The 25,228-nt window shown below is 36.0% G+C and carries 24 protein-coding genes and 3 pseudogenes; 22 read left to right on the forward strand and 5 right to left on the reverse strand.

All coding sequences use genetic code 11. The annotated features are described in order from the left end of the window. Positions 1-31 precede the first annotated feature (31 nt). Complete coding sequence (locus CEF18_RS06865) at positions 32-1,435, reverse strand: LVIVD repeat-containing protein (protein ID WP_110935781.1); 1,404 nt, start codon at positions 1,433-1,435, stop codon at positions 32-34. Between the two features lie 810 nt (positions 1,436-2,245). Here CEF18_RS06865 and CEF18_RS06870 point away from each other — a divergent pair. Further along, positions 2,246-3,087 (forward strand): annotated as a pseudogene (locus CEF18_RS06870) (Rpn family recombination-promoting nuclease/putative transposase). Positions 3,088-3,492: 405 nt separating this feature from the next. Continuing rightward, complete coding sequence (locus CEF18_RS06875) at positions 3,493-3,642, forward strand: hypothetical protein (RefSeq protein ID WP_110935782.1); 150 nt, start codon at positions 3,493-3,495, stop codon at positions 3,640-3,642. A 294-nt stretch (positions 3,643-3,936) separates the two neighbouring features. Here the strand turns inward: CEF18_RS06875 and CEF18_RS26800 are convergent, their stop codons facing one another. Continuing rightward, positions 3,937-4,101, reverse strand: a complete 165-nt coding sequence (locus tag CEF18_RS26800) for a YeeE/YedE thiosulfate transporter family protein (RefSeq protein ID WP_183041113.1) — start codon at positions 4,099-4,101, stop codon at positions 3,937-3,939. An 11-nt stretch (positions 4,102-4,112) separates the two neighbouring features. Further along, positions 4,113-4,571 carry a YeeE/YedE thiosulfate transporter family protein gene (locus CEF18_RS06885; RefSeq protein ID WP_110935784.1) on the reverse strand — a complete coding sequence of 153 codons (459 nt, stop codon included), beginning with the start codon at positions 4,569-4,571 and terminating at the stop codon, positions 4,113-4,115. Between the two features lie 260 nt (positions 4,572-4,831). Between CEF18_RS06885 and CEF18_RS27125 the strand changes: the two genes are divergently transcribed. Continuing rightward, positions 4,832-4,987 carry a restriction endonuclease gene (locus CEF18_RS27125; protein ID WP_407690412.1) on the forward strand — a complete coding sequence of 52 codons (156 nt, stop codon included), beginning with the start codon at positions 4,832-4,834 and terminating at the stop codon, positions 4,985-4,987. A 111-nt stretch (positions 4,988-5,098) separates the two neighbouring features. Then, complete coding sequence (locus CEF18_RS06890; RefSeq protein ID WP_110935785.1) at positions 5,099-5,317, forward strand: YdbC family protein; 219 nt, start codon at positions 5,099-5,101, stop codon at positions 5,315-5,317. 184 nt (positions 5,318-5,501) lie between these two features. On the opposite strand, the gene CEF18_RS06895 is transcribed toward CEF18_RS06890, so the two are convergent. After that, on the reverse strand, positions 5,502-7,013 hold the full coding sequence (locus CEF18_RS06895) for a bifunctional metallophosphatase/5'-nucleotidase (RefSeq protein ID WP_110935786.1): 1,512 nt from the start codon (positions 7,011-7,013) through the stop codon (positions 5,502-5,504). 254 nt (positions 7,014-7,267) lie between these two features. Between CEF18_RS06895 and CEF18_RS06900 the strand changes: the two are divergent. The 3 genes and pseudogenes from CEF18_RS06900 to CEF18_RS06910 form a co-directional block, all read left to right on the forward strand. Continuing rightward, positions 7,268-7,549: pseudogene (locus CEF18_RS06900) on the forward strand (IS5/IS1182 family transposase); the annotation flags it as partial. A gap of 272 nt (positions 7,550-7,821) precedes the next feature. Continuing rightward, positions 7,822-8,052, forward strand: a pseudogene (locus CEF18_RS27130) (phosphorothioated DNA-binding restriction endonuclease); the annotation flags it as partial. A gap of 224 nt (positions 8,053-8,276) precedes the next feature. Next, on the forward strand, positions 8,277-9,362 hold the full coding sequence (locus tag CEF18_RS06910) for a PDDEXK family nuclease (RefSeq protein WP_110935788.1): 1,086 nt from the start codon (positions 8,277-8,279) through the stop codon (positions 9,360-9,362). Positions 9,363-9,782: 420 nt separating this feature from the next. Here CEF18_RS06910 and CEF18_RS06915 read toward each other — a convergent pair whose 3' ends face one another. Continuing rightward, positions 9,783-10,478, reverse strand: a complete 696-nt coding sequence (locus tag CEF18_RS06915) for a FadR/GntR family transcriptional regulator (protein WP_110935789.1) — start codon at positions 10,476-10,478, stop codon at positions 9,783-9,785. Positions 10,479-10,853: 375 nt separating this feature from the next. Between CEF18_RS06915 and CEF18_RS06920 the strand changes: the two genes are divergently transcribed. The 15 genes from CEF18_RS06920 to CEF18_RS06985 all read left to right on the forward strand — a co-directional run bounded on the left by CEF18_RS06920 (position 10,854) and on the right by CEF18_RS06985 (position 24,801). After that, entirely contained in the window at positions 10,854-11,165 is a 312-nt protein-coding gene (locus tag CEF18_RS06920) for a UxaA family hydrolase (RefSeq protein WP_223292259.1), read from the forward strand. After that, positions 11,152-12,327: a UxaA family hydrolase gene (locus tag CEF18_RS06925; protein ID WP_407690387.1), complete on the forward strand. Its 1,176-nt coding sequence runs from the start codon at positions 11,152-11,154 to the stop codon at positions 12,325-12,327. Before CEF18_RS06920 ends, CEF18_RS06925 begins: the two co-directional genes overlap by 14 nt. Before the next feature lie 107 nt (positions 12,328-12,434). Further along, complete coding sequence (locus CEF18_RS06930; RefSeq protein ID WP_223292359.1) at positions 12,435-13,517, forward strand: C4-dicarboxylate TRAP transporter substrate-binding protein; 1,083 nt, start codon at positions 12,435-12,437, stop codon at positions 13,515-13,517. Between the two features lie 169 nt (positions 13,518-13,686). After that, a complete protein-coding gene (locus CEF18_RS06935; RefSeq protein WP_110935792.1) occupies positions 13,687-14,163 on the forward strand; it encodes a TRAP transporter small permease in 477 nt (158 codons plus the stop codon). Position 14,164: 1 nt separating this feature from the next. Then, positions 14,165-15,448, forward strand: coding sequence for a TRAP transporter large permease (locus CEF18_RS06940; protein WP_110935793.1), 1,284 nt, complete (start codon positions 14,165-14,167; stop codon positions 15,446-15,448). Between the two features lie 62 nt (positions 15,449-15,510). Next, entirely contained in the window at positions 15,511-16,275 is a 765-nt protein-coding gene (locus CEF18_RS06945; RefSeq protein WP_317624098.1) for an SDR family NAD(P)-dependent oxidoreductase, read from the forward strand. Between the two features lie 104 nt (positions 16,276-16,379). Beyond that, positions 16,380-17,393, forward strand: coding sequence for a zinc-binding alcohol dehydrogenase family protein (locus CEF18_RS06950; protein ID WP_110935795.1), 1,014 nt, complete (start codon positions 16,380-16,382; stop codon positions 17,391-17,393). 127 nt (positions 17,394-17,520) lie between these two features. Further along, the gene (locus CEF18_RS06955; protein ID WP_110935796.1) at positions 17,521-18,420 is read left to right on the forward strand and encodes a fumarylacetoacetate hydrolase family protein; all 900 of its coding nucleotides are present in this window, start codon (positions 17,521-17,523) and stop codon (positions 18,418-18,420) included. 49 nt (positions 18,421-18,469) lie between these two features. Next, positions 18,470-19,936 (forward strand): alpha-ketoglutaric semialdehyde dehydrogenase GucD, encoded by a 1,467-nt coding sequence (gene gucD / locus CEF18_RS06960; RefSeq protein WP_110935797.1) that lies wholly within the window; start codon positions 18,470-18,472, stop codon positions 19,934-19,936. Between the two features lie 92 nt (positions 19,937-20,028). Next, entirely contained in the window at positions 20,029-20,799 is a 771-nt protein-coding gene (locus CEF18_RS06965; protein ID WP_110935798.1) for an SDR family NAD(P)-dependent oxidoreductase, read from the forward strand. 62 nt (positions 20,800-20,861) lie between these two features. Then, entirely contained in the window at positions 20,862-21,752 is an 891-nt protein-coding gene (locus tag CEF18_RS06970; RefSeq protein WP_110935799.1) for a fumarylacetoacetate hydrolase family protein, read from the forward strand. Positions 21,753-22,138: 386 nt separating this feature from the next. Further along, entirely contained in the window at positions 22,139-22,432 is a 294-nt protein-coding gene (locus tag CEF18_RS26390) for a hypothetical protein (RefSeq protein WP_223292260.1), read from the forward strand. A 75-nt stretch (positions 22,433-22,507) separates the two neighbouring features. After that, positions 22,508-23,095, forward strand: a complete 588-nt coding sequence (locus CEF18_RS26395; protein ID WP_223292261.1) for a LytTR family DNA-binding domain-containing protein — start codon at positions 22,508-22,510, stop codon at positions 23,093-23,095. A 162-nt stretch (positions 23,096-23,257) separates the two neighbouring features. Beyond that, on the forward strand, positions 23,258-24,106 hold the full coding sequence (locus CEF18_RS06980; protein WP_110935800.1) for an ABC transporter ATP-binding protein: 849 nt from the start codon (positions 23,258-23,260) through the stop codon (positions 24,104-24,106). Beyond that, positions 24,106-24,801 carry an ABC transporter permease gene (locus CEF18_RS06985; protein WP_110935801.1) on the forward strand — a complete coding sequence of 232 codons (696 nt, stop codon included), beginning with the start codon at positions 24,106-24,108 and terminating at the stop codon, positions 24,799-24,801. Before CEF18_RS06980 ends, CEF18_RS06985 begins: the two co-directional genes overlap by 1 nt. Positions 24,802-25,228: the final 427 nt, after the last annotated feature.

Here is a 25,228-nt window from a genome sequence, read left to right on the forward strand (position 1 = left end):
CTTATTTTTCCGTTGTTACAGGTAACTTATTTTACTTCCCTCTTGTAAGTACCTTCAACCCTTGTCCCATATCTGAAGCAAGGATATAATTGCGGTCAACGAACACACCCCATACATCTGATTGAGCTGGAACATACTGACCAATTTGCGTTGGCTTACTTGGGTTTGAAATGTCGACCATATAAACCCCGCCAGAATAATGGCTTAAATAAAGAGTATTTCCATGAACTTTCGGGTCGTGGACTGTATTAGCAAACGTCCGTCCATCCTCAATGTTATCTACTAAATCTGTTTTAAATTCGCTTAATAGAATTGGATTTGACTTATCTTTGATATCGAAAATACGTGTATAGCCATATGATGATTCAAATCCTTCTCTAACTGGATTAGAAACCTCTCTCGTTTCAATTAAGATGTTTCCACCTTTAGCAAGTGCTGCAGAGTGGGCAGACCCTTGTTGGTCAGACGCATAATCTGTACGACCAAGGTAGACTGGATTTTCAGGATCTTTTATATCAAAGATCACAGTTCCTAAATCCCACATTGAAACGTACGCGTACTGGGCATTGTTATCTGTTATGACGCTATGGTTGAAGACAGCTCTTGATTTGCCATGTTCATCTGTCCAATGGTAGCCATTGAATGTGGGATTTGCTTGAATTTCCGGCAACGTTCTTGGGTCAAATTCCCAAATAGTCTTTGGCTCAGCTGGATTCGTTACATCAACGATTTGGAAGTCTTTTTGTCTACGTTCTTCTGGCTCGTGGTAAGCTGTACTATAGTAATCTGCATACGGATTTGATGCAAATACTAGTGTACGGTCCCCTTGTTGTGCTAAGTAAAGCTCATGAGTACCGTTTGTCCGATCATACGTTTCCCAGAACCCTAGTTTTTTAGGATTATAAGGATCAGTTACATCATATAATAGAAATCCACCAGCTGTATCTGCATTGCTATTCAACTGCTGTACACTAACAACAGCTAAATCTCCTTTAAAGTGCGGTGTATTTACACTTTTGACAATCACTTTTTCTTGCCACGTTCCTGGTACATCATCGTTCGCAAACACAGCTACTTCTTTTGGATCTGAAGGATCTTTTAAATCAAAAACACGCACGCCACCGTTCGCACCGTTTGCAATATGGGTTCCTAAATAAGCAAATCCTTTATGTGCATAAACGTCGGCGGTGTTATTTTGAACACCATTTAATTCACTAATCTGCACGGCAGCTGCCTCACTAAAACTAGAAACCTTCTTCTGGCCATTAAAGCTCGCCTCTGGCAAACTTTGTACTTGAACATTCGAAAGAACCGTTCGTTCACCTTTTGATACCCCATCAACTTCTAATTCATCATGCGCAAATACTGCTGGCGCCACTGCAGACATCGCCATGATACACGCCAAAGTCGTGCTTAAAATAACTTTCTTCTTCAATAGAATCCCTCCATGAAATAAAGTTTTGTGTAACGAAGTATTTCAAGGAAAATTATATCACTAAGATAATTAGTTTTACTATCGTAATTTTCAGATTAATCAAAACTGGTTATATTTAACTATAATGTAACTTAGTAGTCTATCTTTGCTCCCTTAACAAGCTCGTTCTAGGTAGTATCTATTAACTTTCTCTACCTAACTACTTAATTTCTCTGGAAATCTAGTGTGAGAAATTTAACTTCCATTGCTATAGTAGGGAATGTTTTTTGTTTTATCTAGGTATAAAAGAGGAACAATCAAGTTAAATTTAAACGAGAAACATTTATGATTTATCAGAAATCCTCGCATCCCAATCACCATGTTCACTGTAATTAAAAATCCAGGTGGTCAAAGGCACACGAACTTCTAGAATAAAGGAACTCTTGCAAGAAACTCTTTAAACTCTATGCATAGCATAGGACAATCACAAATGCTCATAAGTATCTCTTATCTAAAAGACTTTCTGTACCAAAGAGCAGAATGGAGGAGTTTAACGGGAACGATTTCTGTCTTTTATAGGGAGACACTGGATTTGCACCGATTCTTCTTCTTTTCATCGCCATGCCTAGAGTCTCTTCTTTGATGAGATTCTAATAACATTCATGAAGTGAGGCAGGGGACGGTTCTCTGCTTCATTTTGTTGGGTTTAGTAAGCCATTAATCAAGTTTTGGACATACTGTAAAATATTGAAAATTGGTGTTGAAGATGTTGGAAGCTCCGTATATAGTAAGATCATAGGAATGTATGTTCGATTAAAAAGGAGGGTGCCAATGGCTATTGACCATGATCGTTTATTTAAGGAGTTATTATCCACGTATTTTGAAGAGTTTATGATTGCATTTTTTCCTGAGGCTTATGAAGAGATTGATTTTAATCACGTAAGATTTCTTTCGGAGGAACTCTACACAGATGTGACAGCAGGGGAAAAATACCGGATTGACCTTTTAGCAGAGACGAGGCTGAAAGGAGAAGAAGCCTTGATCATCGTTCATATGGAACCTCAAAGTTATGTGCAAAAGAAATTTAACGAACGCATGTTTATTTATTTTAGCCGATTGTATGAAAAATATCGATGCAAGATCCTCCCCATTGCCATATTTAGTAACGATATGATCCGTGATGAAACCGCTACCTTTCAGCTAACCTTTCCGTTTGCTAATATACTAGACTTTAAATTTTTAAAACTAGAACTAAAAAACAAAATTGGCGTGATTATATCCGTACACCAAACCCTGTCGCTGCTGCATTGCTCTCCAAAATGGGCTATACTGAAGATGAGCGAGTTGAAGTGAAAAAAGAGTTTTTACGTATGATTGTAAAAATGAATATAGATATGGCTAGACAAACGCTAATTACCGGATTTTTCGAAACGTATATCCAACTGACGCCCACAGAAGAAGAACAATTAATGAATGAGGTGAAACAAATGGACAAAAAGGAAGGAGAGAAAGTCATGGAAGTAATGGTTTCTTATGAGCGGAAAGGCGTGGAGAAAGGAAAAACGTCAATAGCAAAGAATATGCTAAAAAAAGAAATGGAAGTAGATCTTATTGTTGAATTGACGGGACTTAATAAAGAGGAAGTATTGAAGTTGAAAGAGGAGATGGATTGAATCAGGGAACGAATTTTTGGTGGCTGCCCCACTAATGTAACGTTTTACAGTGGTGGGGGCAGGCACTTTTTTCAGATTTTCATTATGGAGTCGTTGAAGTTTTAAAGGAAGAATATGATTGTATACTCCTGCTAAGAATGAACCTCATCGTCACTGTATTTACAAAAGAATATACAGAATAATAAAATTGCTTTCCGTTTAATCTAATGTGTAAACTATATAAACATATCTCTGAAATGAATACCATTTGGCGATGATTTATTTTACTAAGTTTTTATTGTTTTTATTGATATATGCAAAGTTAGCAGTACACTATTAAAGTAATAAGGTTTACTTTAGTAAAATAAGGTATATTATATTTGTTGAATAGATTATTTTTAAAGAAAAGAAAAGTAGGTGAACAAAGTGGGGAAATATCAATTGGATTCCAAAAGTAAGGCAGCAGTGACAAAGTTTCATGAAAAACAGAAGTCTGCCAAATTTGATAAAAAGCAACAAATTGAAAAAATACGTGCGGAGTATTTGAAAAAGAAGCAAAAACAAACAGATAAATAATATGAATGAAAACATAGGAAGACTAAAACCTCCCTATGTTTTTCTTATTCGAAATTCTTTTTTGGGTGGACCACACATCTTAACCTTATCTAAGGTGTGTGGTCTTTTCGTATCAACTGCTTTCCTTATCTGACGTTTTGTATTTATTTTTCATTTTCTGAGCTGATGGGATACTTATAATCATTAATAAAAATAATGACAAACATCCTGTGAGATAATCGATCTGCACAGGATGTTTTTGAATTTTTGGTTGTCTGTTAGGGTACCGGGAGAAAAAATACATACGATATTGGCTTATTTAGATGCTAGAAAAGGAATTTTCCGGCTGATGATGTAGGCTGTATAAACCCCGGTTACTGCCATGCCTGTCCAGATCCAGGCATGCAAACTCATGGATGCGACACCACTGAAATAAGCGCCTACGTTGGCTCCCGATGATATAGTTGCTCCGTAACCCATAGGTATACCCCCTAACAGGTAATACCCGCCATTCGAATGGTAATCTTCGCGAAACGAAAAAGACCAGCAAGTGCCATCGTAAGGAGTGCACATGTTATTATTCCGAAATTTAATACACTAATACTGCTAGTGAAAACGGAATCGGTTAGTTCGTGAACAGGTTCCTGTTCTCCCCAGTAACTCCATGATACAGGATCAAATCCCATTTGATCAGCGAGCTTTGAGCCCCATAGGGTAAATGCACCTGTTACTTTCCAAGGGCTGCCTTGTACCATAAGCACTGCGGCATTTAATAGGGTGAAGGCTGTAGCACCGACCCAGATTGGCCAAGTTCGAAACAGAATTTCCGTCCGATTTGTACCGCGAGGCATCGGTGGAAGGGGAGGTGGTAGTTTCCGTTTATGGTGTAAATAGGTTCCGATAATAACGGTGGCAAAGATGACGGCTTGAAGAAGCCATGCGTCTGTGATCTTTGGTTCCTGGCCCCCAGTGCGTTAAAATGTTAACGCACTGGGGGTCAGGCGCTTTTTTTCTGAAAGTAAATTTTGTAGAAGTCGCCAATATTATATTAGATTTGATTCCACCATCGAAAAGAAGGTTTGCAGAAAAACTTAAGATGAAGATGTAAAACTAATTATAAAGCTGCCGAGCTAATTCGTGACCTTGACACTCACTTGGAAAGTACAATCGTAACTGCTAAACTAAAATGGACAGTCCAGATTGGGCTGTAATGCTAGAAAAAGAGGGAACCAAAAAGCCTTATTTTGTGGTTGTAACTAAGGGTAGTACTGACAAGTTAGATCTTAGGTTAAGTGAACAAGGAAAGATAGGCTGTGGTCGTAAACACTCTCCGTGTTTCCGTGTTAGAAACGAATGTCGAGTATAAGCTAGTTGATAGCTACGATTCATTAAAAGCGAATTTATAGTTAATTGTTTAAAAAGACTAAATATTGAAGTAGCTAACATTAAAACTATAATTTAGGAGGGCGTAGAAATCATGGCAGAAATCAAATACGAAATTGTTGAACAATTAGGAGTATTATCCGAGTCTTCTAAGGGATGGAAAAAAGAATTAAACCTCGTAAGTTGGAATGGAAGGGACCCAAAATATGATATTCGAGAGTGGTCCCCGGATCATGAAAAAATGGGGAAAGGGATAACTTTAACGAAAGAAGAAGTTGAATCTCTCACAAGAATATTGAAAGGACATCGATGAAAAATGTCTGAAAGATCTTTTCGGTTGGTCTAGCATACAGACATATGTGTTTGCGATTCATAAAGACACAAACAAGTCCTTATCACAGATTCGAGAGTAATATATGAGTGTAAGCGTAAAATAGTCCACATCTATTTTACGCTTACAGAAAAAGGGCATTTCTTTTCAAGGACGTAGATTCGACTTATTGAATTACCTGTATTCTTTTATCTAGGCTTGCGTTAATCGTACCTAGCTTGCTTGCATATTGTATCAGAACTTCCGCATCTGTTTGAGCATTGGTGTCGTCTATTAGAATCTCGCTTTCGGCAAACATTGTATAGCCATCTCCACCATTGAAAATATAATTTGGCATGGCAACGAGATAGTCTTTTTCTAAATCAATGGGTTCATTGTTAATTGTAATTGACTGCACCCTTGCTCCAACTGGAAGATTTGGATTATAGGAATATTGGATTCCGGATACTTGTAAAAATCCTCCTCCTAAACTTTCTACATGTGAAACACTGTTCTCAAACGCAGCTTGAATTGTCTCTCCTTTTACATTACTAAGAATTATTTTATTGCCAAAAGGTAAAATTGAGTATGCATCTCGTAATGAGAATTCTCCAGCAGGAATACTTGTACGAATTCCGCCGCCATTCATTAGCCCAATATCCGCGTTAAAATGATCGCGATAACTATCAGCCACAAAATTACCAATATTGGTTTCCTTGTATCTTGATTCATGATTATTTCCATAAGCTAAAGGATTATCTAATTGCGCAATCGTTTGACCTAGATCTTCTTCCAGTTTGTTTTGGTAATAGTCAGCTAACGCTTTTAATTCTGGGTCTTCCGGAACGGTGTGATCAACTTCAATAACAGTAGGAATGAGGCTAATATCCTTCGCATGTTTCGTAATATCTAAGCGAATCATCGAACCGATATTTCCTTCTGATGCTAATATATAATCGTTACCATGTTCTATAATAAAGGACCTGTCCTCTGCTTTTTCCTCTGTAAATACGGCGTCAACTTCTGGTACAGCATCTAGCAATTGCTTGTCCTTCTCAAGCGATTCCTGTGTCAATGCAATAATCACATCAATTTTTTGTGTATTTTTGATTTGCTCGACAGCTTTTTTAGCTGAAGAAATAATATCCTGCTGAATAATCTTCCCGTCATTTGTTGTCGTATACATGTCATCCGTTAAGCCGATTATTCCAATTTTAATACCACGTTGATTGATAATTTGATAGGTTGGCAGACTAGCAAATGCATTACCTTCTATATCTGTTAAATTAGACGTAATCCATTGAAATTTTGATGCTTTAACTAACTGCTCAGTCACCTCAGAACCGAAGTCAAAATCATGCTGTCCAAAATTGGCAATATCAATTTCTATTTGATTAAAAGCTTCTACAATTGGAAACCCCTTGTATACACCACCAAAGAGTGTTCCACCACCTAAATCACCACCAAAAGCAACGGAGGTATGTTTATTATCTTCTTTCACACGATCGATTACAGTTTTCAGTCTAGCGACACCACCACGGTCGCCATAATCGTTTACAACAGGGCTAATTTCGTGGGCATCATTAAAATATAATATAGTTGCTTTTCTTGGTTCCTTCGCATCTGTAGGACTTGATTGTATAAGAAAAGTACACAAAAATAGGGTTACACATGATAAAACAATCACAAGTTTCTTCATCTCTCATCCTCCAATTTTTCTATCTTATAAATAAGTATAGCTTTTTAATATATAGAGATTATGAAAGATGGATAAACTTTGAGTAAAGAAAATGTTACCCACCTTTAGATTTTAAATAAAGTCGTACCGTTTAACAAAGTTATACAGTTCTATCCCCTTTGGATTTTTTATTAAAAGGAATGTTTTCGTTGTATATCTCCAACTGGACCATGGGGATCAAAATAGCTTAACTGATATTCATATTCTTTGTTGTTGATAACCATTTTTCCCCCACATGTTTTGAGAGCATTCCTACCATTATGATAGTTTCGATGCCAAATATGAAACCTTAAAATATACAAAACCAAAAGAATGTAAAGAATGTTCACTAGCAAATGAAGGTATTTGTAAAAGGTATATAAGATAAAAATCACAACAGACTTCCGAAAATATACATAACCAGCACGAGGGTCAAAGGTATGCAAGACCCTTTTCGCCGTTCTGCGGTAGAACGTGTGAACGGATATCTGAAAGAATATTTTCAATTGAACAACGTTTAAAGAGCTGGTGCCTGGTGTGGTCAAGCCCCCTAAATATGGACAATAATAAAAATCGGCAAATTACTAGTATAGAAACTTTGGATTAGTTAATTTATTCATACTAAAAAATAGTAATTTAGTGGACTCAAACAGCTTTCAAATAATTTAATAAATACTTTTTCGGAGCTATAAGTCCTAGTTTATATTGGCTTCGTTTTTCATTGTAATACTCATATATTTGTTCAAATTCTGTTCTAACGAATTTTATTTAGAAGAGTCCTCCTTAGAGCTCCATGCACCATAAACTGTTTGACCGCGGTGTATTCACAATCAACTCATCCAGGAAACTACTAGTCTCAGAAGAAGCAAATGGGACTAATGGTTTTGATGAGTGGCTTATGAGTTTTCATGGCAGAGAAATCCGTTCACCAGTCCATCCCGCCTACGCTCCACAAGAAAGTTTTATGAATTGGCATGTCAGCGAAGTTTTTAAAGGACCGGAGCGGTATTTTGGGAATTAAGGAGAATTCGTACATAAAAGATAATCGTTTTATGAACAGATTCAAGAGCATTCTCATTGTGCCCTTATAAAAGTAGGAAAAGATCACTATGGAAAAACAAGTGATCTAAGTTAGAAACCAACCTTCCCAGTTAATACCAGTGTTGTAATTGCTGTTTTTTCGAAGAATCTATGGAATAAGTATTAGTAATTAACATTATAAAATACAAATAAAGGAGTTTTCCTATGTATAAAGTTGATATGACTAATAATGAGTTGATAGAAATTGAAACTACTAACTTTTCAGAACAGAAGATAAAAGAAAGAGAACATATTGAAGAATGGATTAGGAAGAGTCCTCAAACATTAGGAGAAGACTTACTTATTATTGGTCATGAGTATGATAAATTTGAAAATAACGAACGTCTTGATTTGTTAGCCTTAGACACAGATGGCAATTTGGTTATTATTGAAACAAAACAAGACTACGCGAGTTCAGGAGTTGATTTCCAGGTTCTAAAATATTGTTCTTATTGTTCAACGTTAAAGCCAATTGACATTATAGAAATTTACGAGGAGTATATTAAAAAGTTTAGTCTGCAAGGTGATGCTATTGATAATATACTTGAGTTCCTAGACATTGATTCCCAAGATATCTTAAACAATTTATTAAACAAAAGCCAACGAATTATTATTGTCGGCAATGAATTTGATAGAAGAGTCCTTTCTGTGGGAGCATGGTTGCATCAGAATGGGATTGATATCAAATGTATATCCATCAAACCATATATAGGAAATAATCAATCAGAATTACTAATAGATTTAAAACAACTTATTCCTCCTCAAAATATTGAAAATTATTACATTAAAAAGAAAGTCCAAAACACAAAATCTCAAGGTGATGTTTACCAGTCAGGTAATGTCATTCAATTTTTTGAGAAAACTGTTGAAAACGCAAAACGAAAAGGTCATCAAGCATATTATCATCCGAGGAAATCTTATTGTACTGTAAAATCAGGATACAAGAACATTTCGTTTACGCTCATATATCAAAAGAGTTTTTCTCATTTTGTTATTGAAGTGGTTACTAGTGATCCTGAAGTAAAAAAGGACATTTTTTCTGTATATCAAGGCAATGAAGACATGATTACTTCAAAAACCCAATTAGAATTTAAGACAGAAAGTGGGAAAAGAAATCCAGATTGGGGAAGAATCATAGGGTATCAAAAAATAGATAATGACGTAGCCATAGATCATTATTCTGAAGATATAAATAATAAATTCATCATGACAATTGAAGCTTTTAAAGAGCTCTTTAAACCAGGTATGTAAGGAATTATAATGAAGCTGGAGGGTCTACACTTCATTTTTGTTGTATGAATTTTTGGTGCTTAACGTTACAGTAGTGGGGGGTCAGACACTTTTTTTCGTTTTCAATCTATTTCTTTCTATATATAGTGTGGGTTTGCTCTCTTCGCATAAAACATCTTCACTAATTTCTACATTGTTGTCATCTCGAAATTGCAGACGACAACAGGGGCAAATGTCAAAAGAATGATCATTATATTCATCATATGCAGGTTCGCCTAACTTACATATTAATATGTTCAAAACTATAATCTGCCGCTATACTAATATTTAGTGAAAGACTAATTGGTAGGAATACGAACAGTGCCTGGCACTGCTCGTATGTCAGCTCCTATTTATCTGGAGTTATATCTCCATAGGCACAAACCTTTAAAGTCAGCAAACTTAATCAACGTTCATATAAAATTGTTTTGCTCGAGAGAAATTGAGTTCGATTGCCTGTTTTATTTTCTGATTATCTCTGTCTGTAATAGCTTGCATTAATTTTTTTCGACACTCTATACTGTTTGTCCGAGCACCGGGTACATTAAGAATTTTTGTCATTGATTCGTTCCGTAAATGCACGATTGTTTGCATTAGTTTGCTATATATTCTGTTACTACTACAGTGACCCATATGCAGATCAAATTCGTCAAGTAACTGTTGGAAGGTGTTATTATTCTCTGAATTATCATTTAGTTTATTTAATATGCCTTCTAGTTTTATTATGTCATTATTTATCATATTTTGAGAAGCTTCAAAGTAAACTTCAGACTCAATTAGCTTACGTGCAGCATAAACTTCTTCTAAATTATTAACTTCCTTATAATACATCCAACCAATTGTTTCAGCTGGAATAGTAGACTCTTGTTTATTTACAAAGCTTCCTTCTCCAGGCTTTATCGTAATAAGACCAATGAGAGCTAGTGCACGTAATCCTTCCCTTATTCGACCTCTATTGACTCCAAATTCCTCAGCCAAGGTACGTTCATTAGGGAGTTTCTCCCCTGCCTTTAATTGATTGGTAGTTATCCAAGAAGCCATTTGTTCCATAATCTGTTCAGTAATAGTTATTCTCTTAATTGGATTGATCTTAACCATCTTATAATCCCCTTTTTGTTATTTATCGTTTTTATAAATCATATGTTACTGGTACTACCAGAGTATCACAATTTATTTATAATAGGTATTCCCCATCTCTAAACGAATGCTGCTAAAAGCAAATTAGATGAAAGAATATTCGAAGTATTTAATTTATACTTGTAAACGCTTTAATCGCGTGGTATATTTTAGGTGTTGTGGTACTACCACCGAATAACTTTAAATGAAAACGCTCTCTTAATGGGGGTTGTAATTAAGAAAAGAAATATATTGTCACTTTCATTTGCATTTATTGGTACTACCACAGTACCAAAGAGGAGTTGAACTAACTTATTGAAAGCTAATATTAAAATTAAACAGAGAGGAGAAAAAAATGTGAGTGACCATATTTTCAGATCAATTGTAATGAAGCCATTGGATGACGTAGCAGTTGCTTTACAAGAGATTCCAGATGGAACTGAAATTGAAGTACATTTTTCGGAAGATCAAACGGCTAAATTGGTCTTAAAGGAAATAATATCTTTTGGTCATAAGTTTGCTATACGGACAATTAATAAAGGAAGTGAAATCAAAAAATATGGTGAAGTAATTGGGAGAGCTTCAAGAGATATTGAAATAGGTCAACATGTTCATGTGCACAATTTGGAAGGAATTAGAGGAAGAGGGGATAAAATTGTTAGAGATTGAAGAAGGGAAATTCTTAGGGTATCGTCGATCCAATGGAAAAGTTGGTGTTCGCAATCACGTCCTTATATTACCAACTATTACATGTGCTACGCAAGCTGCAAAGCAAATTACAGAGCTGGTAGATGGAACAGTTTCCTTTATACACCAACATGGATGTGCTCAAGTTGGAGATGATTATGAACAAACATTTCGAACTTATGTAGGTTTTGGTGAAAATCCGAATGTATACGGTGTAATAGTACTTGGATTAGGGTGCGAAACCCATCAGGCAAAAAGTGTTGCTGAGGAAATAGCTAAATCAGGAAAACCTGTTGTAACAGTTTCCATTCAGGATCACGGAGGAACGTTAACAGCAATAGCTGAAGGAGCAAAGGAAGCTACCAAACTAGTTCAAGAAGCGTCAACTCAATTAAGAGAATTGTGCGATTTCAGTGAATTGATTATTGGTACTGAATGTGGTGGATCTGACGCCTGTTCTGGATTATCTGCTAACCCAGCGGTTGGTGCTGTTAGTGACAAGATTGTTGAAAAGGGTGGGACTGCTATTCTAGCTGAAACAACAGAGTTAATAGGAGCCGAACATTTGTTAGCTAACCGTGCTTCTAACGATAAAGTTAAAAAACGTGTATATGAAGTAATAGAGTCTATGGAAAATCGTTCAATGCAAATGGGTATTGATATTCGTACAGGTAATCCAAGTCCTGGAAATATTGATGGTGGATTAAGTTCACTAGAGGAAAAGTCATTAGGAGCTGCAAATAAATCGGGGACTAGTCCTTTAAATCAGATAATAGATTACGCGGAAGAACCAACAGAGAAAGGTTTAGTTTGGATGGATACACCGGGCCATGACATAGAGCAATTAACTGGAATGGTAGCTGGAGGGGCTCAAGTTGTCTTATTTACAAGTGGAAGAGGGACACCTACAGGCTCACCAATTGCTCCTGTCATAAAAATTGCAACAAATACTCCTATGTTTGAACGTATGGGAGAAAATATGGACCTAAATGCAGGGAATATCATTGAGGGAACAGAAACAGTTGAAGAAGTTGCTAATAGAATATTCAACGAAATAGGATTAGTTAGTACTGGTAAAAAAACTAAAGCAGAAATCCTAAAACAACATGACTTTGGCATTTGGAGAATTGGACCAACGTTTTAATAATTATACGTATTAATAGTATGGTAGATAACTGTTAATAGATGTTAAGAGTTCTTCCTATCATACTTTAATAAACAATAAAAAAGGAGATGGTTATATTGAAAAAAATGAATAAGTGGATGTTTATGATTTTAGTAGTATTTATTATTACACTGGTTACAGCATGCTCTAATGAGGAAACTTCTTCTAACTCACCTGATGAAGCAGAAAATGAAACAACAGAAGATTCCTCAAATGATTCTAATGAAGCTAAAGAAGAGAACGAAGCAAATGGGGTAGAGGCAATTACTATTAACATTGCTCATGGCAATCAACCTGATGAGCCTGTCGGCCAGTTAGCGCAAAAATGGAAGGAGTTGGCTGAGGAAAGAAGTGATGGAGCACTTGAATTAAATCTTTATCCAAGTTCTCAATTAGGTTCTGAAAAAGATGTATTGGAGCAAGCTATGATGGGTAATAACGTAATTGTCATGGCAGGGTATGACTTCTTAATGGATTATGTTCCAGATGCAGGTATATTAACTGCTCCTTATTTAGTAGAAGACTTTGACGAATTATTATATTTAACCGAAACGGAATGGTATGAAAGTTTAGTTGATGATTTAAATGGTGAAGGGATAGATATCGTTACAACAAGAACTGTTTATGGGGAACGTCATCTTTTAACCAATGAAGAGGTACAAACACCAGCAGATTTAGAAGGGAAAAGTATTCGGGTTCCAAATAACCAAATGTCTATTGAAACATTTGAAGCTATGGGGGCTTCAGCTACACCGACACCACTTGGGGATTTGTATACTTCACTTCAACAAGGACTTGTAGATGGTGCAGAAAACCCGCTTCCTGTACTTCAAGGTGTCAAGGCACAAGAAGTTTCAAAACACCTTGCATTGACAGGACATCAAAAATTTATTACTGCTTGGATAGGTGGAACTAGTTACTTAGAAACATTACCAGAGGATCTAGTGCAAATTTTAAAAGAGACTGGTGATGAAGCTGGGGATTATGCTAGAGGAATTTTAGATGAAGAAACAAAATCAGTTTTGGCTGAATTTGAAGAAGAGGGTGTAGAGATATATGAAGTGGACCAGGAGCCGTTCAGGGAATCAGTTCAAGAAGTTTATAACTCATTTCCATCTTGGACGCCTGGTTTATATGACCAAATTCAAGAATTATTAGAAAGCCGTTAATAAGTTTAGTCAGTAATAAACAGGTTGTATTAATTGGAGTAGTGGTGAGCGTGGGCTATTTGCAATCATGATCACCACACTCTTCATGTTAAAAGCCATATGATTAATTATCAATTTCACTTAAATAATTAGCCGAATTTTTTAACATGTTCTGTCAGGGGGGAGTTTAATGATTAAAAAGTGGTTTAATGCTATTGATGATGGGGCGTCTACTTTCGCACTTTTTGGAATTATCATACTAACTGGTATAAACGTTTTTTCCAGGTATGTATTAAACAACTCATTACCATGGATTGAAGAAATTGCTATTGGTTTATTTGTTTGGTTTGTTTTTGTAGGTATGAGCTCAGCAATGAAGGAAGATAAACATATAGGAGTTGACTTCTTTGTTAAGAAAATGCCAAGACAGATTCGTATTATTGGTTTTATAATTCGTGCTGTAGCCATTTATTATGTTCTCTTCTATGTCTTTATCTATCTTGGATACGATTTAATGAAGACAAGCAAAATAACGCCAATTTTAGGAATTAGTTATAAAATAATTAATTTAGCTGTCCCTATTGGTGGATTATTAACGGTTATTCATTTTACTAAGGTATTGGTAAAGTCTTTTCCTATAGAATTTGGAAAAGAAGGGGGATCATGAGATGGCTTTAACTGCCGTATTAATAGTTTTAATATTGTTATTCATTTTAAATGTACCAATAGCATTTTCCTTAATTATAAGTACATCCGTATACTTCTTCTTTACTGATAGTTTTTCAAGTACAGTCTTAATTCAAAGAATGATTGGTGGGGTTCAATCAGTTCCTTTGCTTGCTATATTATTTTTTGTTACAGCAGGTATCTTAATGAATTATACGGGTATTACAACAAGGATGCTCCGGTTTGCACAAATTTTAACTAATCGTCTCCCTGGATCTTTAGCCCAAGTAAATGTGGTTTTGAGTACATTAATGGGTGGATTGTCGGGATCAAATGTTGCAGATGCAGCTATGCAATCGAAGATTCTAGTCCCTCAAATGGAAAAAAAGGGGTACAGTAAAGCATTTGCAACAGCACTTACTGCATCAACTTCTTTAATTACACCAATTATTCCTCCAGGTATTGCTTTAATTATGTATGGTTATATTGGAAATGTTTCAATTGGCGATTTGTTTTTAGCCGGCGTTCTACCTGGACTCGTTTTATGCTTGAGTTTTATGATTTATGTTCATTTTTATGCCAAAAAACATAAAATTGAAACAGAAAATAAAGAAAAAGTCACAAAAAAATACTTTTTCTTAACCTTTAAGGATGCAATCTTAGCATTATTATTGCCAGTAGTTATCATAGGTGGAATACGGTTTGGAGTATTTAGTGCTACGGAAGCTGGAGCAATAGCGGTATTCTATGCATTTTTTCTAGGGTTGGTTGTCTATCGTGAAATGAAGATAAATCAATTATTTGGTGCACTTATTGAAACTGTGCATACAGCCGCTTCTATATTACTCATAATTGCTGCAGGTTCGGCGTTTGCTTGGGTACTAACATTAGAGCAAGTCCCACAGAGAATGACAGGGTTAATGGTTAATTATATTTCCTCTGAATTTATATTTTTTATTGTTGTTCTTATTTTCCTATTAATCGTAGGAATGTTTATTGAAGGTAATGTTTCTATCGTTATTTTAACACCTCTGTTTATGCCAATGATTCAACAATATCAAATAGATCCAGTTCATTTTGGTATTTTCTTTATCGTATGTATAAGCATAGGAACACTCACACCTCCTTTAGGTACAATTATGTACACAACATGTGCGATTACAGGTACAAAGGTTGAAGAATTCATAAAAAGTAGTGCTCCATTTTTATTAATTCTAATAATAGCAGCATTACTTCTCGCATTCGTACCAAGTATTTCTCTTTGGTTACCATCAGTTTTAAATTAGTTAATAAGATTATCTTTCATGTCTTTATAGATTTTCCAAATAAGATATTAAGAGGTGCAATGTTGATTAATATTAATCTAGAAAAACAAACCGTTTTAATAACAGGTGGTGAAACTGGCATTGGGAGAGCGATAGCTATTAAGGTCGCTGAGGCCGGTGCTAGAGTAGCTATTAATTACAATAGTAGTAAAGAGAGTGCTGAACAAGTTACTTCTGAAATTATTGCAAATGGAGGGATTGCTTATAATTATCAATGCGATGTCACTAAAGAAGAACAAGTAAAAATAATGGTATCTAACATTGAGGTTGACCTTGGTTCGGTGGATATTCTTGTTAATAATGCTGGCTCACTAATAGAAAGGTGTAGGGTTGATGAGATGTCTTCGGAACTTTGGGAAGAAGTAGTAAATGTTAATCAAAAATCTGTCTTTCTATGTTCTAAATATGTTATCCCAGCTATGAAGATGAATAATTATGGCAGGATAATTAATGTCTCTTCTATTGCTGCAAGAAACGGAGGAGGAATGGGGGCCGTAATTTATGCATCTACTAAGGCTGCAGTGAGTGCATTTACAAAAGGCTTAGCGAGGGAACTGAGTGAATTCCAAATTTCAGTAAATGGTGTGGCACCAGGTACGATAACAACTGCATTTCATGATAAATTTACGGAAAATAATGTAAGAGAAAAGGTCGTTGAAACGATCCCATTAAAGCGAGAAGGAACGCCAGAAGAAGTAGCTAATGCGGTACTATATTTGGCATCACCTTTAAGCTCGTTCTTATTAGGTGAAGTGATTGAGGTTAATGGTGGACAGTTAATGGATTAGTAGTACAGGGGTTTGGAGATATAATAGCAAACAATTATATCTCTAGTTGTGAAAGCGTCATCTTATGGTTCGAATTGATAAATTAATAGGAGGTAGGAAAAGAAATGAGAGTAATTAGTTGTGAAGATCCTAAGCTATTTGTGGAAAAAACCGAAGGAAAACCTAAAATAGTAGACGGCGAAGTACTGATAGAGATAAAAAAAATAGGCATTTGTGGTACGGATATTCATGCATACCATGGTAGTCAACCTTTCTTTACTTATCCAAGGGTATTAGGTCATGAATTAGCTGGTATTGTAAAAGAAGTGGGAAATAACGAAAATAAATTGAAGATAGGTGATCAAGTAACGGTTATTCCTTACATGGAATGTGGGACCTGTAAACCTTGCAGAAGTAGAAAAACGAATTGTTGTACAAATATAAAAGTATTAGGGGTACACATAGATGGGGGAATGAGAGAATACTTGCGTGTAGCAATTGATCATGTGATTCAAGTAAATAATATTAGCTTAGATGAAGCCTCGATGATAGAGCCATTAAGTATTGGTGCACATGCAGTAAAACGTTCAAATCTTCAAGAAGGACAGGTAGCATTAGTTATCGGTGCTGGACCTATTGGATTAGGTGTAATGAAGTTTGCTAAATTAACAGGAGCAAAAGTGATAGCCATGGATATTAATGAGGATCGTCTGAAATTTTGTAAAGAATGGGCAGAAGCTAACCACACAATTAATGCCTTAGATGACGCTAAGGATCATTTGAATCGATTAACAGATTCTGATTTTCCAGATGTCGTTTTTGATGCAACTGGAAATAAAATGTCTATGATGAATGCATTTAACTATGTTGGTCATGGTGGTCAACTAGTTTATGTTGGACTAATTAAAGAAGAGTTAACTTTTAACGATCCAGAATTTCATAAAAGGGAAATGAGTTTACTGGCGAGTCGAAATGCAACTTTACAAGATTTTAACTATGTCATTAATTGTATTGAAAAAGGTTTAATTGACGTAGACAAAATCATTTCAGATCGAATTAGTTTCTCTAACCTTATTGATGAATTTGAAGAGTTATTTGAACCATCAAGAAAAGTAATTAAAGCGGTTGTAGAATTGTAAGAATATGATCCAAGTGAACTGGAATGCCATTTCCCTATTCATAGTTAAACCGGAGAAGTAGTGGAATAATAGTTTCGAATAAATACAAAACCTAGTTTTAGATTTTAAAGCAAATGGAGGAGTTTTAATGAGGATAATTCGATTTGAAGAGAAGGAATCAAAAAAAGTAGTATTAGCAGCTGTAACAGAAGGAGGTAAAATATATTCACTTCCGTATGCTAGTTTCATAGATGTAGTAAATGTAGCAACGACCAAAAGTGTTCAACCCCTTGAATTAATTAATGAGATTATTTTAGATACTCTACCGTTAAATTATTCTTTAGAAAAGTTAAATCTGTTAGTACCAATTGAGGCTCCAGAAGTTTGGGCTGCGGGAGTAACGTATCAAAAAAGTAAGGAAGCTCGAAATCATGAAGCTACAAATGGAAAACTAGATGCAACTACCTTTTATGACAAGGTTTACGATGCAGAAAGACCTGAAATCTTTTTCAAGTCTACAAAGGAACGAACAATTGGTCCTAACAGCCAGTTATATTTAAGAAGTGATTCAAATTGGCAGATACCTGAGCCAGAATTAGGGCTGGTGCTTGACGGTAAGGGGGACATTCTAGGATATACGATAGGAAATGATATGAGTTGTCGTGATATTGAAGGTGAAAACCCGCTTTATTTACCGCAAGCAAAGGTATGGGCACGCTCTTGTTCCATTGGCCCAGCTATTCTTCTAGCAGAATCTGTAGAAGATCCTTATAACTTTGATATCATGTGCAAAATTTACCGTAACGAAGAGCTAGTAGTCGAAGGTTCTGCAAGTACTAGTCAACTTAAACGCAAGTTTGAAGAGTTGGCTGGTTTTTTAAAAAGAGATAATATCGTGTTTCCAGGTACGGTCTTGTTAACAGGAACATGTATTGTTCCTCCAAATGATTTTACTTTAAATGATGGAGATCAAATTGAAATTGAAATTTCTGGAATTGGGAAATTAACTAATTTAGTTAAAAGCCAGGTTGTTCAAATTGTAAGATAAAAGGTAAAATTTTACGAAAATTGAAAACAAATTCTAGGAGGAATTTTTTATGGTAATAAAAACAGAAGCTACTACATTTTTAAATTTTGTGAACGGTTCGTGGGTCAAAGCATCGAGCTCAGAAGTAGAGGCAAGTATTAATCCAGCTAATCATAATGAAATTGTAGGGTATGTACAGAAATCATCTCTTGAAGACTTGAATACTGCAGTTGAAGCTGCCAAAAAAGCTCAAAAACCATGGGGAAAACTTTCCGGTGCAGAGAGAGGGGATTATTTATACAAAGTTGCTGATATTCTCGAAAAAAACATAGAACAAATAGCTGAAACAATGACAAAGGAAATGGGTAAAACCTTACCGGAAGCAAAAGGTGAAACCGCCCGTGGAGTTGCAATCTTAAGGTACTATGCAGGAGAAGGTATGAGAAAGGTTGGGGATGTTATTCCTTCTACTGACAGTGAAGCACTACTGTTTACAACACGTACTCCTCTAGGAGTGGTAGGCGTTATTACTCCATGGAACTTTCCAGTAGCTATCCCAATTTGGAAAATGGCACCGGCATTAGCATATGGGAATACGGTGTTGATAAAACCTGCTGGAGAAACATCGGTAACTGCAGCGAAAGTAATGGAATGTTTTGCTGAAGCAGGATTACCAGAAGGTGTTATAAACATGGTAACCGGTTCAGGTACGGTAATCGGTCAAGGGATTATTAATCATGAGGATATTAATGGAATTACATTCACAGGCTCTGATAGTGTGGGAAAACTAGTTGGTCAAGGGGCATTAGCTCGAGGTGCAAAATATCAATTAGAAATGGGTGGTAAAAACCCAGTTATTGTTACTGACGATGCCGATATTGACTTAGCTGTTGAAGCGACAATTAGCGGAGGACTTCGATCCACGGGGCAAAAATGTACGGCAACAAGCCGTGTTATCGTACAAAGTGCCGTATACGAAGAATTCAAAGAAAAATTAGTCTCAAGAGTAAAAGAGTTAAAAGTAGGTGACGGCTTACATGAAGAAACGTGGATGGGACCTTGTGCAAGTGAGGCGCAAATGAATACAGTTCTTTCTTATATTGAGAAAGGTAAAGAAGAAGGGGCAACTCTTCTCTACGGTGGAAATAAACACGAAGAAAAAGGATTAGAAAATGGATTCTATGTGCAGCCAACATTGTTTGATAATGTCAAAAATGACATGACTATTGCTCAAGAAGAAATTTTTGGGCCAGTATTAGCTTTAATTAAAGTTGATACATTAGAAGAAGCTGTTCAAGTAGCTAATGATTCAAAATTTGGCCTAAGTGCATCGATCTTTACAAGAAATATATCTAATATGCTTTCCTTTATCAAAGATATGGATGCAGGTCTTGTTCGTATTAATGCTGAGAGTGCTGGTGTTGAACTCCAAGCTCCATTTGGTGGAATGAAACAGTCTAGCTCGCATTCGAGAGAACAAGGTCAAGCAGCTATTGAATTCTTTACTTCTATTAAAACCGTATTTGTAAAATCATAGTATTTTTATAGAATAATAATACAAATGAAAGGTACTCCGATCCCAGGCTATCTAATGGTATGTAATTAATTAATCAGAAAGAAGAGGATAATTTGAGACTTAAGAATAAAGTCGCCTTAGTAACCGGAGCAGGATCAGGAATAGGGAAAGAAACCGCACTAACATTTGCTAAAGAAGGTGCATTCGTTATTATTGCAGATATAAATGAAGTGATGAGTTATGAGACTGTCCAAGAAATTGAAGCGATAAGTGGAAAATCATTTTTTGTAAAAGTTAATGTTACAAATGAAGACAGTATCAAAAATATGGTTAAAGAGGTTCAAGAAAAATGTGGAAAGATTGATATCTTATTTAATAATGCTGGGATAAGTGGTGTAGGTCAATTACATGAGATAGAACGAGAAACGTGGCAAAAAGTACTTGACGTTAATGTCACGGGAGTTTTTTTAGTTTCAAAAGCGGTCTTGCCTATCATGATGGATCAAAACAGCGGTTCAATAATTAATATGTCTTCTTGTATTGCAGAAATAGGTTTGGCTAACAGGGCTTCTTATGCTGCAAGTAAAGGAGCTGTTCTATCTTTAACGAAGTCGATGCAAGTTGACTATGCTAAATATAATATTAGAGTAAATGCTTTAATGCCAGGAACTATTTATACGCCATTTGTGGAAGACTATTTATCGAGAGAACCTAACCGTAATGCCGCAATTGCAAAGATAAAAGATAGACAGTTAAGTGGTGACTTAGGTAAACCAATTGACGTAGCGTATGCTGCACTATATTTAGCCTCTGATGAATCTAAATTTATGATGGGAACACCATTTGTAATAGATGGAGGAGTAGTTAACGGGAAGTCTAGCTGAAGGAGCTCTTACCACTATTACAAAGGATGTTAAGACTATATTAATACATGGAGGCTTCTTATATGAAATTGCTTACGTTTTATGAAAAAGGAGAGTTGAAATTAGGAGCTAAGACAGAAGCAGGGATATTGAATATTGAAAAGGCCGCAACTTATTTCAATATGGAAGTGGTTACTTCTTTTGAGGATGTGATTGGTAATGAAGGGGCTATCGAAGCTTTTGAATCTTTAATAGAATTAGCTATCGAGAATAAATCTAAGCAATTAATTTTAGATGAGGAAAGTATAGTTTTTGGCCCTTCAATGCCGAAGCCTGGAAAAATAGTTTGTGTGGGGTTAAACTATCAAAAACATGCAATAGAATCAAATATGCCATTTCCTGAATATCCAATTTTATTTAATAAATTTGATAATGCAATTGCAGCACATAATGAAATTATAAACCTACCAATTAATTCAGATGAAATCGATTATGAGGCTGAGCTTGCTATCGTAATTGGGAAAAAAGCAAAGCGAGTAAAAAAAGAAGAAGCATTAAATTATGTGTTTGGCTATTGTAATGCAAATGACTTATCATCTAGAGATTTACAGTTCCGTACAAATCAGTGGTTATTAGGTAAAACTTGTGATGGATTTAGTCCACTGGGTCCCTATTTAGTCACAAGTGAAGAAGTTGGAGATCCGAACGACCTATCGATTAAGACTACTGTTAATGGTGAAATGCGGCAAAATTCTAATACATCAGATATGATTTTTAAGTGTGATGAAATTGTTAGTTATATTTCCGAGTATATGACCTTGAGTCCAGGTGATATTATTTTAACAGGCACTCCTGCCGGGGTGGTTTTTGGATTACCAGAAGATAAAAGAGTGTATTTACAAGACGGTGATGAAGTGACAATTAATATAGAGAAATTAGGAAAGCTTACTAATACATTTAAAAAAGAAGTATAATACGAATGAATTTCATAAATAAGACCTGGTGCCTGCCCCCGACCACTGTAAAACATTACAGTAGTGGGGCCAGGCACTTTTTTTCCATTTTCAATCTATTTCTTTCTAGTGTGGGTTTGCTCTCTTCACATAAAAACATCTTCACTATTTCTACTTTGTAATCTTCTCGAAATTGCAAGCCCAACAGGGGCAAATGTCAAAAGAAGGATCATTATATTCATCATATGCAGGTTCGGCTAACTTACATATTAATATGTTCAAAACTAAAATCTGCCGCTATACTAATATTTAGTGAAAGACTAATTGGTAGGAAGAATATCATCATTATAATGGTATACTATGGTAAATTAATACAGGGATTTTTCCATTAAAAAGGAGTTTGTTAGATGACGAGTTATCATTTAAATTATGAAACTGTGAAAAGCAAGATCTTGCCGTCGATTTCCCTTAGCTTAAATGAATCACAAACTACTGCGATTTACAGTGATACAGATATGCAGGCGGAGTTCATAGATACACTTCTTAGTAATGGAGATATTACCGTGTTTGATCAGAAGGAAGGATTATATGATCGTTTGACGGTAGTTGATAATGTTACTTTTTATCATAAATGGTTCGGTTGTTCGATACCATTGCCTGAAATTCTTGTGATGTTCGAGCTGCAAATGTTTGCCACATAGCCTTTGCGGAAGTGCTCGCCGTCTGAAATTGCTCGTGTATACTATGCAAAATACTTTATGTCGGATACGTATCCAATGGTATTTCAAGAGCCGATTCATGGTGTCGATATCAAGACGATCAATATCTTTATCAGCATGCTAAAAAAGATAACAGACAATAAGGTACCAGCACTTATTTTAGTCTCCAATATTGAACATGCTCTGCTTCTTAGCGATGTTGCCTATAGGTTACGGGAAAATGGATTGCAGGAGATTGAAGTAGATAACGGGGAGAAGGATGAGAGTGCACCTGATGCTGAAACAGTTTCTACATTATCAACAGCAAAGTTATTTAAGATTCCTGCCAAGATAGATGATAAAGTCATTTTGTTCGACCCGATGGAAATTGATTATATCGAAAGCCAGGAGGGAAAGGCCATGATTGTCGTAAATCATGAATCTTTTTCACTCGATTCGACGTTGGCTGAAATAGAGAAAAAATTAGAGGTATATGGTTTTTATCGGTGTCACCGATCATACATCGTCAATTTGCAAAAAGTACGTGAGATCATTACATGGTCAAAAAATACATACTCACTCCGGATTGATAACCAACCCAAGTCAACCATTCCATTAGCTCGGACAAAAATGCAAGGTATCCAGGATATGTTTAACCTGAAATAAGTACCGTTCAGCTTTTACTTGGAACAAAGCTCCTTTTGCGATATCCATTCATCAAGAAATGGGTACATTTTAGCTTCCTTTTGGTACATCTTGCTTTGATATTACTGCATTCACAAGCAATACAGGATACGATATGCAGAGATCACAAAAGGAGGAGTTCAGTTGGAAAATGCAATTAAAGTTACGGAGTTAAGAAAGGTTTTCGATCACCATGTCGCCATTGAAGATATCAGTTTCTCTGTGAAGCCCGGAGAAATTTTTGGTTTGTTGGGACCGAGTGGATCAGGTAAAACAACAACGATCAAAATCTTAACAGGAGAGCTTGGCCAAACAGCGGGTGACGTCAACGTATTAGATATAAGTGCTCCATTATTTAGAACTGCTGATTTTAAATCTAAAATTGGGATACTATCCGATAATAGTACGTTGTATGAACGTCTAACCGTGTATGATAATTTGAAATTGTTTTGTAAGTTGTATGATGCACCATTAGAACAAATTGATGTCATGCTGGATCAAGTAAATTTGAAAGAGGCACGCAGCAAAGTCGTGTCTAAATTATCAAAAGGGATGAAGCAGCGTGTTCTGCTGGCAAAAGCGCTTATTCATAAACCTGACCTTGTATTTTTAGATGAACCTACTTCGGCTTTGGACCCTGGGAATATGGCACATATCCATCGTGGGCTGCAGAAGCTGAATGATGCAGGGACGACTATATTTATAACCACTCATGATATGGAGGAAGCAACAGAATTATGTGATCGTGTTGCTTTTTTAGACAACGGTAAAATACAGGAATTGGGCAGCCCGGCTGAGCTCCGGTATAAATACTCCACCCACGCCTTTCATATTGAAACATTTGAGAATGAACGACTGGTGATGGCAAATGAGGCCGGGAGTGCGGATAAAATCAGGGATCTAATTGCAAACGGAAAATTAAAATCCATCCAATCGGATCATCCCACACTCGGTCAGGTCTTTTTAAAAATAACCGGAAAGGAGCTGGCATAATGAACACACAACGAATAGGCGCCATTTTTGAAAAAGACTTAAAAGATTTTATGAAGAACATGATGCTTTTGACGATGCCAATCATCCCTATTATACTGGCGCTAATTTACAGTCGTTTAGGCGGAGATGAAGGACTCCCGATCTCGATGTTATATTTAATTGTCGGGGTCACCTTTTCTTCTGTAACATCAAGCTGCATGATGACGATGATGGCGGAAGAAAATGAGAAGAAAACATTACGAGGACTTATGCTGTCACCTGCCTCTTTTATGGACATCATTGTTGGTAAAAGTCTTGTAGTCGGGCTCATGACTTTCATAGCTTTAGCTATTTCTCTGCTCCTCGTTGGCATGAAACCTTTCCTGAATGTTCAGGCAATCATTGGGTTAATCTTATTATTTCTTTTCTTTTTATTCCTTGGGATTGGCATCGGATTATTCACAAAGTCGGTTGCCTCAACCTCTGCCTACTTAATGCCGGTAATGTTTCTGTTTGGATTCACACCGATGATTGATTTCCTCGGCCTTGGAGAAGACAGTATTGCGATTACGGTAGCAGAGTTATTTCCCTTAATGCAGTTAATAATCATGCATGAAACCAATTCCTGGGTGCCAATAGGTATTGTTGCGATTTGGACGATTGCCGCAGCAGCATTCACTTATATCTGTTTTAAAAAGGAAAGAACCGATGACTGATGCAGGGTGATGCAGGGGACGGTTCTCTGCATCGCTTCCATACACGATGATAATGGAAGTGCAGAGGCCTCCTATGAAATATTTCTTCAAAACAGCGATTCTTTCTAAATTGCTATTTTGAATGAGCATTGCCTGGCACGACCCGAATTTTGTTATATTTTATCGATAGATTAGAGAATTAATAGCACTTAATTAGCAATGTTATGACACTGAGAATACTTAGCTGTCTGAATAAGATAAGCATCTAATAATGTATTATCCTGATTTTGGGATAAGGGATTTTTCGATGCCTACTGAATAAGAACTAAATAAGTTAAAGATAAAGATCAATATCTCCTGGTGATGAGCATTATCGTCGCAAGGGGATTTTTTAAGTTTGAAATAAATTATTCGAGAATAAAAGACGGTAATGCCGTTACAACTTGAA

This window comes from Salipaludibacillus neizhouensis (genome assembly GCF_002886185.1).
GTDB lineage: Bacteria > Bacillota > Bacilli > Bacillales > Salisediminibacteriaceae > Salipaludibacillus > Salipaludibacillus neizhouensis.

Bases quoted from the DNA above. Each gene is read 5' to 3' on its own strand.
- CEF18_RS06985 (WP_110935801.1), top strand. From the start codon at position 24,106: ATGAACACACAACGAATAGGCGCCATTTTTGAAAAAGACTTAAAAGAT.
- CEF18_RS06910 (WP_110935788.1), top strand. From the start codon at position 8,277: ATGTATAAAGTTGATATGACTAATAATGAGTTGATAGAAATTGAAACT.
- CEF18_RS06970 (WP_110935799.1), top strand. From the start codon at position 20,862: ATGAAATTGCTTACGTTTTATGAAAAAGGAGAGTTGAAATTAGGAGCT.
- CEF18_RS06930 (WP_223292359.1), top strand. From the start codon at position 12,435: ATGAATAAGTGGATGTTTATGATTTTAGTAGTATTTATTATTACACTG.
- CEF18_RS06915 (WP_110935789.1), bottom strand. From the start codon at position 10,478: ATGGTTAAGATCAATCCAATTAAGAGAATAACTATTACTGAACAGATT.
- CEF18_RS26800 (WP_183041113.1), bottom strand. From the start codon at position 4,101: ATGGGTTACGGAGCAACTATATCATCGGGAGCCAACGTAGGCGCTTAT.
- gucD (WP_110935797.1), top strand. From the start codon at position 18,470: ATGGTAATAAAAACAGAAGCTACTACATTTTTAAATTTTGTGAACGGT.
- CEF18_RS06890 (WP_110935785.1), top strand. From the start codon at position 5,099: ATGGCAGAAATCAAATACGAAATTGTTGAACAATTAGGAGTATTATCC.
- CEF18_RS26395 (WP_223292261.1), top strand. From the start codon at position 22,508: ATGGTATTTCAAGAGCCGATTCATGGTGTCGATATCAAGACGATCAAT.
- CEF18_RS06950 (WP_110935795.1), top strand. From the start codon at position 16,380: ATGAGAGTAATTAGTTGTGAAGATCCTAAGCTATTTGTGGAAAAAACC.
- CEF18_RS06940 (WP_110935793.1), top strand. From the start codon at position 14,165: ATGGCTTTAACTGCCGTATTAATAGTTTTAATATTGTTATTCATTTTA.
- CEF18_RS06955 (WP_110935796.1), top strand. From the start codon at position 17,521: ATGAGGATAATTCGATTTGAAGAGAAGGAATCAAAAAAAGTAGTATTA.
- CEF18_RS06895 (WP_110935786.1), bottom strand. From the start codon at position 7,013: ATGAAGAAACTTGTGATTGTTTTATCATGTGTAACCCTATTTTTGTGT.
- CEF18_RS26390 (WP_223292260.1), top strand. From the start codon at position 22,139: ATGACGAGTTATCATTTAAATTATGAAACTGTGAAAAGCAAGATCTTG.
- CEF18_RS27125 (WP_407690412.1), top strand. From the start codon at position 4,832: ATGCTAGAAAAAGAGGGAACCAAAAAGCCTTATTTTGTGGTTGTAACT.
- CEF18_RS06935 (WP_110935792.1), top strand. From the start codon at position 13,687: ATGATTAAAAAGTGGTTTAATGCTATTGATGATGGGGCGTCTACTTTC.